Source organism: Mesorhizobium sp. M4B.F.Ca.ET.214.01.1.1 (assembly GCF_004791545.1).
Lineage (GTDB): Bacteria > Pseudomonadota > Alphaproteobacteria > Rhizobiales > Rhizobiaceae > Mesorhizobium > Mesorhizobium abyssinicae.
Map to the genome: position 1 here is coordinate 86829 of NZ_SRUX01000017.1, position 17131 is coordinate 103959.

The 17131-nt window shown below is 66.4% G+C and carries 17 protein-coding genes and 1 pseudogene; 8 read left to right on the forward strand and 10 right to left on the reverse strand.

Features of this window, described 5'->3' with window-relative positions; genetic code table 11:
* The first annotated feature begins 4 nt into the window (after positions 1 to 4).
* The 3 genes and pseudogenes from EN857_RS27915 to EN857_RS27925 all read left to right on the forward strand — a co-directional run bounded on the left by EN857_RS27915 (position 5) and on the right by EN857_RS27925 (position 2450).
* Positions 5 to 543: pseudogene (locus EN857_RS27915) on the forward strand (gamma-glutamylcyclotransferase).
* Between the two features lie 121 nt (positions 544 to 664).
* A complete protein-coding gene (locus EN857_RS27920) occupies positions 665 to 1612 on the forward strand; it encodes an aldo/keto reductase (protein ID WP_127393477.1) in 948 nt (315 codons plus the stop codon).
* Positions 1613 to 1832: 220 nt separating this feature from the next.
* Entirely contained in the window at positions 1833 to 2450 is a 618-nt protein-coding gene (locus EN857_RS27925; RefSeq protein ID WP_245493341.1) for a LysE family translocator, read from the forward strand.
* Positions 2451 to 2472: 22 nt separating this feature from the next.
* On the opposite strand, the gene EN857_RS27930 is transcribed toward EN857_RS27925, so the two are convergent.
* A complete protein-coding gene (locus EN857_RS27930; RefSeq protein ID WP_127284999.1) occupies positions 2473 to 3273 on the reverse strand; it encodes a 1-acyl-sn-glycerol-3-phosphate acyltransferase in 801 nt (266 codons plus the stop codon).
* 90 nt (positions 3274 to 3363) lie between these two features.
* Positions 3364 to 4269, reverse strand: coding sequence for a LysR family transcriptional regulator (locus EN857_RS27935; protein WP_127393475.1), 906 nt, complete (start codon positions 4267 to 4269; stop codon positions 3364 to 3366).
* A gap of 105 nt (positions 4270 to 4374) precedes the next feature.
* Between EN857_RS27935 and EN857_RS27940 the strand changes: the two genes are divergently transcribed.
* Complete coding sequence (locus EN857_RS27940; protein ID WP_127393474.1) at positions 4375 to 4998, forward strand: pyridoxamine 5'-phosphate oxidase family protein; 624 nt, start codon at positions 4375 to 4377, stop codon at positions 4996 to 4998.
* Here the strand turns inward: EN857_RS27940 and EN857_RS27945 are convergent.
* The 3 genes from EN857_RS27945 to ftsE all read right to left on the reverse strand — a co-directional run bounded on the left by EN857_RS27945 (position 4988) and on the right by ftsE (position 7519).
* Positions 4988 to 5740, reverse strand: coding sequence for a YdcF family protein (locus EN857_RS27945; protein WP_127285002.1), 753 nt, complete (start codon positions 5738 to 5740; stop codon positions 4988 to 4990). The two genes, EN857_RS27940 and EN857_RS27945, sit on opposite strands and share 11 nt — an antisense overlap.
* A 137-nt stretch (positions 5741 to 5877) precedes the next feature.
* Positions 5878 to 6867, reverse strand: coding sequence for an ABC transporter permease (locus tag EN857_RS27950; RefSeq protein WP_127285003.1), 990 nt, complete (start codon positions 6865 to 6867; stop codon positions 5878 to 5880).
* A complete protein-coding gene (gene ftsE, locus EN857_RS27955; RefSeq protein ID WP_023757234.1) occupies positions 6860 to 7519 on the reverse strand; it encodes a cell division ATP-binding protein FtsE in 660 nt (219 codons plus the stop codon). The genes EN857_RS27950 and ftsE overlap by 8 nt, the downstream gene beginning before the upstream one ends.
* A gap of 189 nt (positions 7520 to 7708) precedes the next feature.
* On the opposite strand from ftsE, the gene EN857_RS27960 reads away from it, so the two are divergent.
* The 3 genes from EN857_RS27960 (at position 7709) to EN857_RS27970 (ending at position 9552) form a co-directional block, all read left to right on the forward strand.
* Positions 7709 to 8350 carry a hypothetical protein gene (locus EN857_RS27960; protein ID WP_127391833.1) on the forward strand — a complete coding sequence of 214 codons (642 nt, stop codon included), beginning with the start codon at positions 7709 to 7711 and terminating at the stop codon, positions 8348 to 8350.
* A gap of 106 nt (positions 8351 to 8456) precedes the next feature.
* Positions 8457 to 8999, forward strand: a complete 543-nt coding sequence (hpt, locus tag EN857_RS27965) for a hypoxanthine phosphoribosyltransferase (protein ID WP_127285005.1) — start codon at positions 8457 to 8459, stop codon at positions 8997 to 8999.
* 181 nt (positions 9000 to 9180) lie between these two features.
* Entirely contained in the window at positions 9181 to 9552 is a 372-nt protein-coding gene (locus EN857_RS27970; protein WP_127285006.1) for a response regulator, read from the forward strand.
* A 54-nt stretch (positions 9553 to 9606) separates the two neighbouring features.
* Here EN857_RS27970 and EN857_RS27975 read toward each other — a convergent pair whose 3' ends face one another.
* On the reverse strand, positions 9607 to 10557 hold the full coding sequence (locus EN857_RS27975; protein ID WP_127391832.1) for a DMT family transporter: 951 nt from the start codon (positions 10555 to 10557) through the stop codon (positions 9607 to 9609).
* A 220-nt stretch (positions 10558 to 10777) separates the two neighbouring features.
* Between EN857_RS27975 and EN857_RS27980 the strand changes: the two genes are divergently transcribed.
* Positions 10778 to 11656, forward strand: coding sequence for a LysR substrate-binding domain-containing protein (locus tag EN857_RS27980; RefSeq protein ID WP_127310756.1), 879 nt, complete (start codon positions 10778 to 10780; stop codon positions 11654 to 11656).
* 37 nt (positions 11657 to 11693) lie between these two features.
* Here EN857_RS27980 and EN857_RS27985 read toward each other — a convergent pair whose 3' ends face one another.
* The 4 genes from EN857_RS27985 to lysA form a co-directional block, all read right to left on the reverse strand.
* Positions 11694 to 12068, reverse strand: a complete 375-nt coding sequence (locus EN857_RS27985; protein ID WP_127391831.1) for a glyoxalase superfamily protein — start codon at positions 12066 to 12068, stop codon at positions 11694 to 11696.
* 28 nt (positions 12069 to 12096) lie between these two features.
* Positions 12097 to 14682 carry a TIGR02302 family protein gene (locus tag EN857_RS27990; protein WP_128346268.1) on the reverse strand — a complete coding sequence of 862 codons (2586 nt, stop codon included), beginning with the start codon at positions 14680 to 14682 and terminating at the stop codon, positions 12097 to 12099.
* A gap of 114 nt (positions 14683 to 14796) precedes the next feature.
* Positions 14797 to 15738 carry a threonine/serine dehydratase gene (locus EN857_RS27995; protein ID WP_127391829.1) on the reverse strand — a complete coding sequence of 314 codons (942 nt, stop codon included), beginning with the start codon at positions 15736 to 15738 and terminating at the stop codon, positions 14797 to 14799.
* Positions 15739 to 15804: 66 nt separating this feature from the next.
* Entirely contained in the window at positions 15805 to 17073 is a 1269-nt protein-coding gene (gene lysA / locus EN857_RS28000) for a diaminopimelate decarboxylase (protein WP_127391828.1), read from the reverse strand.
* Positions 17074 to 17131 lie beyond the last annotated feature (58 nt).

Genomic DNA, 17131 nt, shown 5'->3' on the forward strand with positions numbered 1-17131 from the left:
CGATATGGGCGATTTTTGGGTTTTTGGCTATGGGTCGCTGATCTGGCGCCCGGGTTTCGCGCATGTCGAGACGCGCCGCGCGCGCCTTTACGGCTACCGCCGGGCGCTCTGCGTCTATTCCTTCGTGCATCGCGGCACGCGCCAGCGGCCGGGCCTGGTGCTCGGCCTCGACCGCGGCGGCTCCTGCGTCGGGCTGGCATTCCGGGTGCCGGGCGACCTGCGCGGCGAGGTTCTCGCCTATCTGCGCGAGCGCGAGCTGGTGACCAGCGTCTATCTCGAACGCACGTTGGACATCCGGCTCGACGGGGCAGGGAAGGGAGCGAACGGCAGGGTCGAGGCGGTTGCCTACATCGTCGACCGCGCGCATGAGCAGTATGCACCGGCGCGCTCGACACGGCGCATGCGGCAAGCATCGTTCGCGGCGCCGTCGGTCAATCCGGGCGCAACGAGGACTATGTGCTGAGCACTCTGGAGCACCTGAAGGCGCTCAGCATCCGCGACCACTGGCTGGAGGACGTGGCGCGGCGGGTCGCGCCTTTGTGAAGCGCTGGCCTGCCGGAAAAGAATGGCCAGGCCTTTGACCTCGGCAATCCAGGACCTAGGTTAGCTGCTGCCCCCCAGCCGGGCCTGCCCGGCATTATCCCAAGCATCACGGAGATCAGTCTTGCAAAAACGCCGTCTCGGTCGCACCGACCTTTCCATCGCGCCGCTGGTCCTGGGCGGCAACGTCTTTGGCTGGACAGCCGACGAGAACACCTCCTTCGACCTGCTCGACCGTTTTTCCGATGCCGGCCTCAACGCCGTCGACACGGCGGACGTCTATTCGCGCTGGGCTCCCGGCAACAAGGGCGGCGAATCCGAAACCATCATCGGCAAATGGATGAAAAGCCGCGGCAACCGCGACAAGATCGTCGTCATCACCAAGGTCGGCTCGGACATGGGCCAGGGCAGGCGGGACCTGTCCGCCGCCTATATCGAAAAGGCGGTCGACGCCTCGCTGAAGCGGCTGCAGACCGACGCGATCGACCTCTATCTGTCGCACTGGCCGGATCCGGCCACCCCCTACGAGGAGACGCTCGGCGCCTATCAGGGCCTGCTTGCCAAGGGCAAGGTCCGCCATGTCGGCTGCTCCAATCTCGATGCCGGCCAGCTGCGCGCGGCGCTCGATGTGGCGAGCCTGCGCGGCCTGCCGCGTTATGACGTGCTGCAACCCGAATACAATTTGTACGACCGTTCGTCGCTCGACGGACCGCTGCTTGATCTCTGCGTGGCCGAGGACATCGGCGTCATCACCTATTTCAGCCTGGCCAAGGGATTCCTGAGCGGCAAATACCGCGGCAAGGCGGACCTCGGCCAAAGCGAACGGGGCGAGGATGTCGCCAGCTATCTCAACGATCGCGGCATGCGCATCCTCGCCGCGCTCGACGCGGTGTCGGCCAGGCATTCGGCCAAGCAGGCCGAGGTGGCGCTGGCCTGGGTGATGGCGCGGCCGGGCGTCACCGCGCCGATCGCCAGCGCCACGACGACAGCGCAGGTGGACAGCCTGGTGCGCGCCGCGTCGCTGAAGCTCGGCGCCGACGACATCGCGGCGCTGGACCGGGCGAGCGCCTAGAGCGTTTCACGGAAACGGCGAACCGCTCTATCTCTTTGTCTTGACGCAATTCCGGACGGAAAACCGTTTCACACTTTTCCTGGAATTGCTCCAGCCCGGCGCTGCCGGCGCGCCGCAAGCGGGGCGGCCCTTGCCGGACGGTTCGACACGATCGTTCAAGACGGCGACGGCCCCTGCGCCATAACGTTTTGCGCATCGCGACACGATGCGGAAAACGCGTATGGCCGGAATTTTGACCCTCTCGCAGCCATGGCAGCAGGTGCTGGTGCTGGTGCTTGCCGCCGCCGTCGTGATGGGCAGTCCGGGGCCGGCGACGATCAGCGTCACCGCAATAGGCGCTGCTTTCGGCCTGCGCGGCTCGCTGCGCTACACGTCGGGCATCATCGTTGGCACCACGCTCGTGTTGCTGGTGGTGGCTTCCGGCGTGACGGCGATCTTTGCCTCGCTGCCGGGCATGGCGCCGGTGCTGGCGATCGCCTCCGCGATCTACATCCTCTACCTAGCCTACAGAATAGCGACGGCGCCACCGCTGGCGGCGCGCGAGAACGGGATGGCGCCTCCCACATTCTCGGGCGGCTTCCTGCTCGCTGTCGCCAATCCGAAAGCCTATGTGGCGATCGCCGCCGTGTTCGCCGGCGCTTCGTCGGGCGTCGCCGGTCTCGGGGTTGTCACCAAGCTCCTGGTGCTCACGCTGATGATCGTCGCCATCCATGTGCTGTGGCTACTTGCCGGGGCGGCCTTCGCCCGCTTCCTGCGGCGGCCGCTGGCCTCGCGGATCATCAACCTGGCTTTCGCGGCGACGCTGGTGCTGACGACGGCATTGGCGGCGTGGCCTTAGGCCGGCGAAACGGAGCTGCGGCTCAGGCCTTGGCCTTTCCGGCCGCCGCGAGCTCCGCCAGCCGCTTCGCCGCCGTCGGCGGCATCGGCGGCGGATTCGGCGCGCGCGAGGCCTCTACGAGGAGCTGGTCGCAGGCAGCCTCGGTCTCGCCGATCAGCCGCTTCATGAACTCGTCCTTGGCCAGTCCCGGCGGGATCGGCGGCAGGAAGCGGGCCTTGATGGTGCCGGGATAGCGCAGGAATTTGCGGCGCGGCCAGTAGAGGCCGGCGACATGGGCGACCGGGACCACCGGGACGCCAAGCTGCGAATAGATCTCGACGATGCCATATTTGTAGGCCGGCTCGTCGCCCGGAGCGCGGCGCGTGCCTTCGGGGTAGATGATGAGCTGGCGCGGATTGCGGTCCATTTCAGCTCTGGTGGCGGCGACGACCGCCTTCAGCGCCTTGGAGCGACTGCCGCGGTCGACCGGGATCATCCGCATCTTCATGATGTACCAGCCGAAGAAGGGGATCCAGGTCAGCTCCCGTTTCAGGATGTAGAGCGCGTCATCGAGATAGGGAAAAAAGGCGATCGCATCCCAGAAGGACTGATGCTTCGGCGCCAGGATGAAGGACCCTTCGGGCAAGTTCTCGACGCCTGTGATCTCGCTCTTCGTGCCGGCGATCTTGTCGTAGAGCCACATGCAGGTGCGCGACCAGAATTTGGGCACGAACCAGGCCCGGTGGCGCGGCGACAGGAAATAGTACGGGGTCCAGAAGATCATCTGGACGACCAGGCTGAGGTAGAAGACGAGGTTGAACGCCAGCGAGCGGAAATAGAGCATGCGGGAAGGCCCGGTGAGGAAGAGTGCGTTGGTTACACCAAGCGCGGGCAAAAAGGAAACGGCCAGCGAGCGAGGGCCGATCCCGATTTCCTACCACATCGCTTGCGTCAGGCGCTCCTTCAGGCGCGGGGCGGCGAAATCGAGGAAGGCGCGCAGCTTGACCGGCAGCAGGCCCTGCCCGGCATGGACGAGGCTCACCGGCCATGGCGGCGGCTCGAACTCGCGCAGCACTGCCTGCAGCGCGCCGGAGCGCATCGCGGCGGCGACCTGGTAGGACAGCACCTTGGTCAAGCCGACCCCGGCGGTCGCGGCGTCGATGGCGGCTTCCGCGGTGTTGACGCGAAGCCTGGAATGGACCGGCACGGTGATCTCGCTCTTGCCGCCGGCGAAGACCCAGGTGGCAGGGGCCGAGAGGTTGTCGAAGGTAACGCAGCTGTGCACGGCCAGGTCCCCCGGGGTTTGCGGCGTGCCATGGGCCGCAAGGTAGGGTGGGCTTGCGCAGACGACGCGGCGGATCGCGCCGACACGGATGGCGACAAGGCTGGAATCGGGCAGATCGCCGATGCGCACGGCAAGGTCGATATGCTCGTCGACCAGCTGCGTTATCTGGTCCGACAGCGTCAGCCGGATATCGACCTCGGGATAGGCGGCGAGGAAATCGGCGACCACCGGCAGCACGTGCAGGCGGCCGAAGACGATCGGCGCGGTGACGACCAGTTCGCCTTTGGGCGCGCTGTATTCGCCGGCCGCGGCGCGCTCGGCCTCACCGACCTCGTCCAGGATGCGGCGGCAGGCGGCGAGATAGGTCTGCCCGGCAGCGGTCAGCGTCAGCCGCCGCGCCGAGCGGGCGAGCAGGCGCGTGTTGAGGTGCCGTTCCAGTTCCGAGACCTTGCGGCTGACCGTGGCGAGCGGCATGCCGAAGCGGCGCGCCGTGGCTGAAAGGCTGCCGGCCTCCACCGCGGCGACGAAAAGCGACATAGCTTCAAGGCGATCCATGATCTTTCCAGAAAATGGAAGGAACTATTCCAGATATGCCATCTGCATCCGAAATATGGAAGGCTTATATTCGGCGGGTTACCAGCCCTTGGAGGACAGCGCCATATGAACGCCCATGCTTTCACCAGCGACGTCGCCTTCACGCCGAGCGTCAAGGCCATCCAGGCGCGCAAGGGCTCGCGCGATGCCTATTCCCGGGTCGAGGAGCGCGGCGGCTGGCGGGATACGATCACGCCGGATCTTGCCGCCTTCATCGCGGCGCAGACCAGCGTCTTCCTGGCGACCGCCAATGGCGAGGGCCAGCCCTACATCCAGCATCGCGGCGGGCCGGCGGGCTTCCTCAAGGTGATCGACGAGAAGACGATCGGCTTCGCCGACTTCACGGGCAACAGGCAGTTCATCACCCAGGGCAATCTCGCCGACAACGCGCAGGCCTTCCTGTTCCTGATCGACTATGCCCATCGGCAGCGCATCAAGATCTGGGGCAGGGCGCGCGTCGTCGAGGGAGACGCCGAACTGACGGCGAGCCTGATGCCGCAAGGCTACAAGGCGCGTCCCGAGCAGGTGATCCTGTTCACCGTCTCGACCTGGGATGCCAACTGCCAGCAGCACATACCGCAGCGCTTCGATGCTGCGGACGTCGCGGCGGCGCTCGCCGATCGCGACAGGCGCATTGCGGCCCTCGAACAGGAGGTCGAGCGCCTGCGCGCGGTCGAGGCTAAGGGATGATGCGGGCTGGCGGCTTGTCGCTCTTGACCACCGAGGCTTCCGCCAGGGCGATGCCGTCGGCAGTCTGGCGCAGCGGGACGATGCCGCGCGCCAGAGCCAGCACATATTTGCTGTATTCGGTCAAAAGCACGCGCAACGCTTCCGGCTTGGTCAGCCAGCCGCCATTGCCGAGATTGGTGTTGACCACCGGATAGGGCTCCAGCTTGGCGCCGTGCAGCAGCCGCCCCATCTCCAGCAGGCTGCGCGGCATGTGGTAGTTGTTGGTGACGAGAATGACGCTGCCATAGGCGTGGCTTTCCACCCATTTGGCGCTTTCCTCGGCATTGCCGATGGTGTCGAGCGCGGCGCGGTCGATGTCGACGCAGCAGGAAAACAGCGCCTTGTCGCCGCCGGTCGCGGCCTGCAACTGGCGGCGGCTGGCGGAAGGATGAACGCCGCTGATCAGCAAGCGCTCGCCCTTGCCGGAAGCGAGCAGGTCCATCGCCGCGTCGAGGCGCGACTGGCCGCCGGTGAGAACGATGATGGCATCGGCCCTGGCGGGGTTGGCGGGCGTCGTCATGTGGCTGACCGTGCTGGCGAACCAGCCGAAGCCGCCGGCAAACAGAGCCGCAAGTGCCAGCACGGAGAAAGCAAAGATCCGAAGGACGATGGCAAGGCGGGCCAGATTGCCACGCCCGTGCGCACGGGCACCAACAACTGGCATCCGTCCAGCCGTTCCGGTCGTGTCCTGCGCGTCCATCATCCTATGGTTAATCCTGAAATGCGGCCTTTGATAGATGAGAAGGCGCACATTGCGTTACGGCAGTTTCCCTTGCGTGATCATACTCTTGCATGGCGTGATCGTCTCGAAGAACCGGCTTTCGCTTTCTGAAACCGTGCCTAGCCTCCATCCGGCTGGCGCATGTCGATGTCGCTGAGATAGGTTACAACCGTCGCGTGCGAGGTCGCCGCCGTCAGCGCGCCGATCACCAGCACCATCAGGCCGACGCCGAGATAGCCCGCCGAGCCGATGGCGAAATTGCCGAACAGCGCGGTTGCCTGGTCGGCCTGGGGCGTCGCCATGTTGCGCGACGACCACCATGAAAAGACGATGAAGACCAAAATCGCGGCGGCGCCGCCGGCCGCGGCGCCTTTCATGCCGGTGACCAGGAAATGCCAACGGAACTCGCGCGCGATGAAGCGCGCCTCGGCGCCGACGAAATGCAGCACCTCGATGATGTGGCCGTTGCCTGCCATGGCGCCGCGCGTCGCGAACACGACGGTCAGCACGGTCGCCGACAGCATCAGCACCAGCACGGCGATGCCGATGGTCACCGTCGTGCGGGCCATGGTGACGAGCCGGTCGACCCAGGTGCGGTGATCGTCGAGCGCCGCGGTCGGCAATTTGGGCGTGATCGCGGCGCGCATGGCGGCAAAGTCGGGCGGGCTGTTTTCGTCGATGGTGACGACGACGAGGCGCGGCACCGGCAATTCATCGATGTTGAGACCTGTGCCCAGCCACGGCTCCAGCAGCCGCGCGGTGGCGTCGCGGTCGATGATCTTGGTGCCCTTGACGCCGGGAAACTCGCTGGCGATCTGGGAGGCCTGGGCCAATGCCGCCTCCATGTCGAGGCCGTCGACCGGCTTGATCTGGATCGTCGCCTCGCGCGAGATCTGGTTCTCCCAGACCGACGCGGTGTCGCGCACCAGGGTCACGGCGCCGAACGTGAGGCAGGACAGGAAGGTCATGATAGCTATGACCAGCACCAGCGCCCGTCCGGCAATGTTCTGCGCCGGCACGATCGGCGCCATCCTGCGTTGGGGGCGCTGCACCACGCCAGCCATCTCGGCGGGCTGGTCATGCAGATGGTCGGCGGAGAGCTCAGTCATAGATGTCCAGCCTTCCGCCGGCGAGGATCATGCGCCGCGCGTCGACCTGCTCCATCAGGCCGAGGTCGTGGGTGGCGATCACCACCGCCGTGCCGAGACGGTTGAGCTCGATGAACAGCCGAAGCAGCCGGCGCGCCAGCGGCGGGTCGACATTGCCGGTCGGCTCGTCGGCGAGCAGGATCTCGGGCTGTTCGATCAGCGCGCGGGCGATCGCGGCGCGCTGCTTCTCGCCGCCCGACAGCACCGGCGGCAGCACATGCATGCGTTCACCCAGCCCAACCCATTTCAGCAGTTCGGTGACGTCGGTGCGGTAGCTCGCCTCCTCGCGCCCGCGCACGCGCAAGGGCAGGGCGACGTTCTCATAGGTGGTCATGTGGTCGAGCAGGCGGAAATCCTGGAACACGACACCGATGCGGCGCCGCAGATGCGGCAGCTCGCTGCGCGAGATGCGCGAGCGGTCCTTGCCGAAGATGGTGATCAGCCCGCGCGTCGGCTTCAGCGACATGAACAGCAGGCGCAACAACGTCGTCTTGCCGGCGCCGGAGGGCCCGCTCAGGAACTGGAAGGAGCGCTCCGGTATGTGCAGGGAAATGTCGCGGAGGATCTCCGGACCCATGCCATAGCGGAGGCCGACATTTTCGAAGCGGATCACGTTCGACGACCTGGAACTTTCGGCGGCGAAACGCCAGCCCTTTCTCTCAAAAGACCATCGGCCCGCATGGTTAACCCTTGGTTAATTTTCGATGCTTTTCGGTGCATCACCGGGGTTCCGGTGGGGAAGCGTTAACCATTTGCGTTTACCCAAAAGAAACGAACAGCGAACAGGGGCTTACCAGGCCGTATGGCTGAGCAACGAACCGCGCGCCCGGTTTCCGGCGAAATCATGACCGGGCTGGGGACAAGTGCCGCGCAGGAAGCGCGCGCGCCGGTGATCGACGTCGTCGACGCCGATTACGAGGTGCTGCCGCGTCCTTCGGCCAGGCCGGAAGCGCCGCCGGCCCCGCCTTCGCGCGCGACCAGCACGGCCGCCATCGAAGGCATGGGCATGCTGCGCAAGCCGGAGGCCGTGGCCGAACGGCGGCCGGCGTCGCGTGGCGGACCGCTATTCTGGATTGCCGGTGTCGGCGCCGCGCTCGCCGCCTTCTGGGTCTCCGGCGGCCATGCGCTGGTCCGTCAATCGCCGTTCTGGGCCGTCGCGCAGCCGGCGGCCGCGCTTAGCATCTCGGGCATCACCTCGCGCATCGACGCATCAGGGCCGAAACCTGTGCTGTTCGTCGACGGCGAGGCCGCCAATGACGGGGCGCAGGCGGTGCAAATGCCGCCCCTGGAAATCCGTGTCACCGGCAAGGACAGCCAGATCATCCGCTATACGCTGGGGACATCCGGGCGCTCGCTGGCGCCCGGCGAAAGATTTGGCTTTTCCAGCCGCCTCGATGTGCCTAGAAACGGCGTCAAAGCCGTCTCAGTCACTTTTGCTGGCTAAGGCGAAACAAAACCGCGCGACCCGGCGCAGAAACCAAGAAGTTCTACAGCGCTTTCGCAGGCCCTGAAGGTCGCGGTCCTGTAGGCAAAACGCCTGGAGGGCGAAAATGCCAGTTGTGCGCGGCAAGGACATCGAGGTCCTGTTTTCGGCGTCGGCGATCGCCCGCCGCAACCTCGAGCTCGCCAAGGAGATCGCCGGGCGCGACTACCATGACCTCTTGGTGATCTCGGTGCTGAAGGGGTCTTTCGTCTTCGCAGCCGACCTGATCCGCGCCATGCACGATGTCGGCTTGTCGCCCGAGGTCGAGTTCATCTTCATCTCCAGCTACGGCGCCGGCACCACCAGCGGCGAGGTGAAGGTGCTGCGCGACATCGACAACGAGGTCGCCGGCCGCGATGTGCTTCTGATCGACGACATCCTCGAATCCGGCAAGACGCTCTCCTTCGCCCGCGACCTGATGCTGTCGCGCGGCGCCAGAAGCTGCGCCATCGCCGTGTTGCTCGACAAGCGCATGCGCCGCCAGACCACGCTCAACGCCGACTATGTCGGCTTCGACTGCCCGGATTATTTCGTCGTCGGCTACGGCATGGATGTCGCGCATGCTTTCCGGGAATTGCCCTTCGTCGGCGTCGTCAAGGGCGACGCCTAGGGCATGTCGATATTCAGGTGAGGCCGGCCGCAAACAGCGGCCTGACCTGAATCTCAACACCCCCTGAAGCATGCCCCAAATCAGGCAGCACTGAATCGCCGAACACGGCATGCCCTGGATTTCCCCCGGACCAATGTTCCGGTTCAGAAAACGTCAACGTTTCCCCGCCATGTATCTCGCCATGGCAAAGCTTCTGATCGTTGAGGACGATGAGTCCGTCCGCACCCTCGCCGCCCGCGCGCTCGAACGTGACGGGCACAGCGTGGCCATCGCCTGCGATGGCGCCCAGGGACTTGAGCTGATCAAGGCGGCGCGGGGTGGCTATGACCTCGTCGTCTCCGATATCCGCATGCCGGAGATGGACGGCATCGAGATGGCCACCGCGGCGGCGGCGCTGTTCCCGTCGATGAAGATCATGCTGATGACCGGATACGCCGATCAGCGCGAGCGCGCCGAGGAGCTCAACGGCATCATCCTCGATGTCATGCAGAAGCCCTTTACGCTCGCTGAAATTCGCGCTCGCGTCGGCCGCGCCTTGAGCTGCTTCGCCTGAGGCTCCGGGCCGCAGGCCGCCCTTCAGCATATCGGCGGTAACCGTGGCCGGCGCTCACGCCGTGTCGCCGGTCGGCACAAGCAGCGGCGGAGCCGCCCTGCGCCGCTCGGTACGGAAGGCAAGCAGGCCGGCACCGATGATGAGGGCGGCGCCCAGCACGGTCGTCGAGTGCGGCACCTCGGCGAAGAACAGGAATCCCCACAGCGGCGACCAGATGATGCCGGTATATTCGAAGGTGGCGACGCGGTTGGCCGGCGCCAGCCGGTAGGCTTGCGACAGCAGGATCATGCCGGCCGAGGCGACGAAGCCGCAGGCCGCCATCTTGAGAAGGTCGGGAAATGCCGGCCAGATCCACGGCCGCACCAGGAATTCGAGGCTGGGGTGGACGGCGTGCTCAATCCCGGCCAACCGGAACAGGCCGGCGACGAACACTGCGCCCGTCAGATAGGCGCCATTCTGGTAGAACGCCATGACGGTGGAGGATTCGGTGTCGCTTATCTTGCGCGCCATCAGCTGCGAGAAGCCGTAGAGGAAGGCGGAGCCGAGCGACAGCAACGCCGCCCAGTCGAACAGCCCGGCGCCCGGCCGCAGCATGACGAGGACGCCGAGCAGGCCGATCAGCACGGTCGCCAGCGTCTGCCAAGACACCCGCTCGCCGAGATAAGGCCCGGCCAGCACCATGATGCACAGCGGCGCCATGAAATAGAGAGCCACCGCGTCGGCCAGCGGCAGGGCGGCGATCGCCAGATAGTAGGACGTGTAGGAGCTGAACTGGATGAAGGCGCGCAGCGTCAGCAGGCCGGAGCGCTTCGAGAGCAGTGCTTTCAACCCGACATCGGCGTGCACGATAACGATCAGGATCGGCAGGGCGACAATGGCGCGGATCGCCATGACCTCGGTGACCGGGTAGAGGCCCGAGACCGCCTTGACGAGCGGATCCTGGAGCGAAAACACCAGAACGCCCAGACAGAGGCTCAGGATGCCAAGCACCATCCTGTTCTGCATAGGATTCTGCTCCCCGGTTCGCGCGATCCCAAACCGACGCATGCGGTAAAAAGAACCCGCCACCGTTTCGGGCAGCGGGTATGAGTGAGGACTCGATTGGTCCGCAGCCGGTTTGAAGGGCCGCATATCCAATGGGTGAGGCGACTATCCTCCGGCGTTTGACATGTTGCAAACGAATTGGAATGATGCCAGCAATCAAAATTGCTTATGGTGAAATGCGATGAAGCCGACGCTCGACAGCGACCTCCTGCGCACCTTCGTCGCGGTGGCCGAAACCGGCAATTTCACCAAGGCGGCCGAGCAGGCGGGCCGCACCCAGTCGGCCGTGTCGATGCAGATGAAGAAGCTCGAGGGCATGGTCGGCGACAGCCTGTTCGAGCGCGGCTCGCGCGGCGTGGCGCTGACGCGGCGCGGCGGCGAGCTGATCGGCAATGCCAGGCGCATCGTTTCGCTGCTCGACGAGACGGCAGCGTCGATTGCCGCGGCGCCGCTTGGCGGGCCGGTGCGCATCGGCATTCCCGAAGAATATGGCCATGCCATCCTGTCGCGCGCCCTCGGCGCGTTTTCGAAGCGCCACCCGAAGGTCGAGGTGACGGTGCGCTACGCGCATTCGGGCGCCCAGACAGCGGCGGTTGCCGCCGGCGAGCTCGACCTTGCCGTTGTGTTCGAATGGCAGGATCTCGCGGGGGGCGAGGTGCTGATGCACGATCCGACAGTCTGGGTAACGTCCGAGACGCACCACAGGCACGAGGAGCGGCCGGTGCCGATCGCGCTCTACAGCCGCGAGGGATGGTGCCGCGACTTCGCGATCAAGTCGCTGGAACAGCGCGGCCTTGCCTATCGCGTCGCCTATACCAGCGACACCAATGGCGGCCTCAAGCTCGCGGTCACCTCGGGCCTGGCGATCGCGCCGATCTCGCGCAGCAACATCCCGGCCGGCTGCCGCGAGCTGACCGCGGCCGACGGCTTCGGCGACATCGATTCCTCGAATGTCGTTCTGCATCGCAATCCGGCCGCCGCCGGCGAAGCGATCGACAGCATGGAGAATGCGATCCGCGAGGCGTTCACGCTGACGCCCGGCGCGCTCCTCGACGGCTGACTTGCGCTGCTTCAATCCGGTGGGCGGCGGCTCCGCCCTACCCTGCCGGCGTGCTCTCGGAGAAGGTCAGACGGTTGCCGAACGGGTCGTCGACCGTGACCTCTCTCGTTCCCCAGGGCGTCTCTTCCAACCCCGGCCTGGCGTAGCGGTATTTCTTCGCCGTCAGCTCGCGATGCAGCGCCGCTATGTCGGCCACTTCGACACGGACATGCGAGCCCGGCGAACCGTCGCCATGATGCTCGCTCAGATGCAACTCGCAGCCGTCGCGGGCAATGCCGGTGTAAAGCGGCGCATTGTCGTCGAAACGGTGCTGGAACCGCACCTCGAAGCCGAGGAAGCCGAGATAGAATTCATGCGCCTTGGCGACGTCGAATATGCGCAAAATCGGAGTGACGGCACCGAGCTTCGGCATGGCGTTGCGACCGTTGGGAGGAGGCGGGCTATTTCAGTTCCAGCAGCCGTTCTAGATAGCTTCGTTCGATGTCGGGGCTGAGCGCGTTGCCGAGCCGCTTGCGGATCGCTTCCAGGATCTGGCGCGCGCGCTGGACATCGATCTCGTCAGGCACCTTCACCGAATTGCCGTCGTCGGGCCCGCGCGTGGCGCGCGGTCGGCCGAGCGGGTCGCGGTCGGCGTCCTGCTGGCGGCCGCCCTGCTCGCTGCCGCCCTGGTCGCCCTGCATGGCCTGCAGCTGCTTCATCATGTCCTTGGCGCCACGGCGCAGCGCCTCCAGCGCGCGGCCCTGATGGCCGACGGCCTGGTCGCCGTCGCCTTCGCCCAGCGCCTGCTCGGCATTGCCCATCGACTTGCCGGCTTCGCCAAATCCTTCGTTGGGCTCCATGCCCATGCCTTCCAGGCCCTTCCTCAACTGCTCGAGGTCGTTCTGCAGCTTGCCCTGGCCTTCCTGCAACTGCTTCAGCGCGTCGGCGAATTCCTGCGGCGTCATCGGCTTCGGGCGGGCGAGCGGATCGCGGTCCTGTCCCGGTCCCGGCCTGTCCTCGTCCTGGCCGCCGCCGTTTTCGCCGAGCTGCTCGTCGCGGTTCTCGCCGCGCTGCCGCTGGCCGCGCTGCATCTGGTCCATGCGGAAGGTGTCGTTCATCATCTCCTGCTGGCGCCGCATGATCTCGCCCAGCTTGTCCATCTGCTGGCGCATCTCGCTGTCCTGCTCGCCGCCCTGCTGCTGACGGCCGGCCTGCAGGTTGTTCATCATGTCCTGCAATTGCGACAGCAACTGCTGGGCGCGGTCGCGGTCGCCGGATTTCGCGAGGTTCTCGATCTCGTCCATCATGCGTTCGATGTCGCTCTGGCGCAGTTCCTGGCCGTTCTGCTGCATCTGCGGCGCATTCGGGTTCTGCTTGGCGCGCTCGGCGAATTCCTGCAGGAACTGGTTCATCGCCTCGCGCAGTTCCTTCATCGCCTTGTCGATCTCTTCGTCGCTGGCGCCCCTGTTGATGGCATCCTGCAGAGCCTGCTGCGCCTGACGCAGCCGCCGCTCGGCCGCCGACAGATTGCCCTCCTCGATGCCGAGCGCGATTTCCCAGAGATAGGACACGACATTGCGCAGCTGGTCGTCATTGTCGGCCATCTTCAACCGGCTGCGGGCACTCATGATGGCGAGGTAATGCGCCATGTTGTCGAACGTGTCCTCCGGGCGCAGTGTGATCGCGTCCATCAGCTCGAGCACGCGCGGCTTCGAATTGGCGTCGAGCCCAAGCATGCGGCGCTGCTCGATCACCGCCCGCGCCAGGGGGTTGGCGAAGGGCCGCTCCGGCATCACCAGCGTCTTGGTCTCGCTGGTCGCGGTATGGCCGGCGTCGTCGGTGGCGGTGAGGGTCAGCTTGATGCTGCCGCCGGACCAGACGTGCTCGGTCAGGTCCTTGCTGGTCTTGGCGGCGTTGCCCTTGCCGCCGCGCCGCGGCAGCGCCAGCGGCATGTCGGGCGGGCCATAGAGCGGATGCGCGTTGGGCGCCTGCGTGTCGGCGAGCGCTAACTCCGCCTTGGCCGAGGCCGCGCCATAGTCGTCGTCGATCTGGTAGTTGAGCTCGAAGGCACCGTTGACGGCGCGCTTCGGCTCGCCGGCGAAGCGGATCGTCGGCGGCTTGTCCGGAATAACGGCGAAGGCCCAGCGGCCGAGGTCGTCCTCGCCCGATTTCAGCGTCAGCGTGCCGTCGCCGGTCAGCTTGCCGGTGAACTGGCGCACCTTTGGCGCCGCTGTCGCCACGGGCTTGGCGGCCTGCGGCGCGGCCGGGTCGATGGCGCGGGCATTGCCGTCCTTGTCGGCAAAGCTCAGCGTCTCCTCGCCCGAGCCGCCGGTGACGCGCAGCGAGACATCGCTGCCTTGCGGCACGGTGAAGGTGGCCGCCGCCTGTTTGGCGTCGGCGGTGAGGAAGAGCGGCGGCTTGCCGGTATAGGCCGGCGGCGTCACCCAGGCATCGATGCGCGGCGGAACGGCGTCGCGCGCCGCGCGGGCGACGAAACCGTCGCTTACGCGGCCGCCGGAGGGGCCGAAGGAGAAGGCGAAGGCGGTGACCAGAAGCAGCGCCGCCACGGCGCGCAGGCCCCAGCGGTCGCGCTCCGGCACACGCGCGCGCGGCCGGTCGGCGCCAAGACTGCCCAAGCGCTCGGCCATGCGCTTCTGGTGCTCGCGCCACAGCGCCTGCGAGAAGATGCTTTCGTGGCCGCTCGGGCGATCGGTCTGCACCTGCACCGGACTGTGCAACAATTCGTTGGCCGCCTCGATGCGCCGGTCGATCTCTGCGGCGGAGGGCCAGCGGAAGAAGCGCAGCGGATAGAGCGCGGCAAGGGCGGCGCCGGCGAAGACGATCAGCACGCCGATGCGCGCAACGTCGGGCAGAAGCGGGAACAGGCCGAGCCAGGAGATGCTGAGGAACAGGCTGGCAAGGACGAGCAGCGGCAGAAGCAGCGGCCAACCGCGCTCGACCAGCATGGAGGTCCCCGTCGCCAGCCGACTCAGGGCAAGACGCCCGGCCAGGCCACGATCGCCGCTGGAAGTGGGTCGTTGCGTCATCGGCCCTTCCCGTCCGGGCGGGATAGCCCGAACCTCAGGACTGGAAGTTTACCAGCAAACACGGCAAAGGCGAGGCGGGTTCCAAAAACGTGAACCGTTCTTTCCGGTTTATGGTCAGAATTTTGCGGGATCGGTGTTGGATCCGCAGACCAGAACCGCGATGCGCTCGCCCGGCGAGGGCTGGTAGCGGCCGGAGAGCACCGCCGCGAAGGCTGCAGCGCCACCCGGCTCGGAAATGATTCGCACCCGGTCCCAGAGCGCTTTCTGAGCGGCGATGATGTCATCGTCGCTGACTAGGAGCGAGCGCTCGACATAGGCCTCGGCGATCGGGAACATCATTTCGCCCACACGCTTCGGGGCCAGCGAATCGGCGGCGATGCCTTCGGCCGGCGCATCGACGGGCCGGCCGGCCTCGAAGGCGCGATAGAGCGTCGGTGCGCCCTCCGGCTCGACGGCGACGATCCGGATGCGGCCGGCAAACCAGGCGGCGATGCCGCCGATCAGGCCGCCGCCGCCGACGGCGACCAGCAGCGTGTCGATTTCGGGCAGGTCGGCCTCGATCTCGAGGCCGAGCGTGCCTTGCCCGACCAGCGTTTCCTGCTGGTTGAAGGCATGGATCTGCAGTGCTCCGGTGCTTGCGGCGAAGTCCTCGCTGGCGGCCAGCGCCTCGGCGTAGCGCGCGCCGCCGACGACCAGTTCGGCGCCATAGCCGCGAATGCGCGCCAGCTTGGCCGGCGGGCTTACTTCGGGGACGAAGATAGTCGCCTTGTGGCCGAGCCGCATGGCGGCATAGGCGACCGCCGCGCCATGATTGCCGCCGGAGGCGGCGACGACGCCGGCCTTCGGCACGGGGCGTTCGAGCAGGTTGGTGAAGGCGCCCCGCGCCTTGAACGAGCCGGAATGCTGCAGGCATTCGAGCTTGAGATCGACAGCAAGCGGCGCCTGGCCGAAATCGGCCATGTCGACGCGCAGCACCGGGGTGTGGCGCACGTAGGGCCGGATGCGCGGCTCCATCGCGGCGATGCGTTCGCGGGTGATGATGCTCGGATTGGTCATGGTTCGCCTCCTAACCGTGCCGGCTGTCGTCCACGCGCCAGCCGGAATGAACTCATGGCCGCCTGCCTATTTCAGCCAGTCGGGAATGGAATCCAGTCCGATCAGCTCATCATAGGTCTGGCGCGGGCGCACGACGTGGAAGCGGTCGCCGTCGACCAGCACTTCCGGAACAAGCAGGCGGGTGTTGTAGGTGCCCGCCTGCACCGCGCCATAGGCGCCGGCGGTGGCAATCGCGATCAGGTCGCCGGCCTTCAGCCTGGGCAGATCGCGGTCGAGGCCGATATAGTCGCCGGTCTCGCAGACCGGGCCGACGACGTCGACCGTCATGCGCGGCGCCGCCGCCGGCTGCTGCAGCACCGGGCGGATATCGTGGAAGGCATCGTAGAGCGTCGGCCGGATCAGGTCGTTCATGGCGGCGTCGACGACGAGGAAGTTCTTGGCGTCGCCTTCCTTCACGAAGATGACTTCGGAGACCAGGATGCCGGCATTGCCGACGATCAGCCGACCCGGCTCGAACATCACCTTAAGGCCGAGCCTGGTGACGTGCTTCCTGACGATGTCGGCATAGGCGTCGGGCAGCGGCGGCGGGCTGTTGTCGACGCGGTAAGGAATGCCGAGACCGCCGCCGAGATCGACATGCTCGATGGCGTGGCCGTCGGCGCGCAGCGTGCCGACCAGCTCGACGAGGAGCGCGAAGGCATCGTCGAAAGGCTGCAGCTCGGTGATCTGGCTGCCGATATGGGTGTCGATGCCGGTGACCCTGATGCCGGGCAGTTGCGCGGCGCGGGCATAGACCTGGCGCGCCCTTTGCCAAGCGATGCCGAACTTGTTCTCGGCCTTGCCGGTGGAGATCTTCTTGTGCGTCCTGGCGTCGACGTCCGGATTGATGCGCAGCGAGATGGGCGCGACCTTGCCAAGCGCGGCGGCACGGGCCGAAAGCAGTTCCAGCTCCGGCTCGGATTCGACGTTGAAGCAGAGGATGCCGGCCGAAAGCGCGAAATCCATCTCCCTCGCCGTCTTGCCGACGCCCGAGAACAGGATCTTGCTGGCCGGAATGCCGGCGGCAAGGGCGCGGCGCAACTCGCCTTCCGAGACCACGTCGGCGCCGGCGCCAAGCCTTGCCAGCGTCTTCAGCACCGCCTGGTTGGAGTTCGCCTTCATGGCGTAGCAGACCAGCGTGTCGAGCCCGGCGAAGGCCTCCTTGAAGACGCGGAAATGCCTGGTCAGCGTCGCCGTCGAATAGCAATAGAACGGCGTACCGACCTGTGCCGCGATGTCAGGCAGGGCGACGTCCTCGGCATGCAGCACGCCGTCGCGATAGTCGAAATGGTTCACGAGAGTGGTTCCGAACAAGTTTGAGTACGACGAGATCGGGTTTGGAAAGACCAAACCC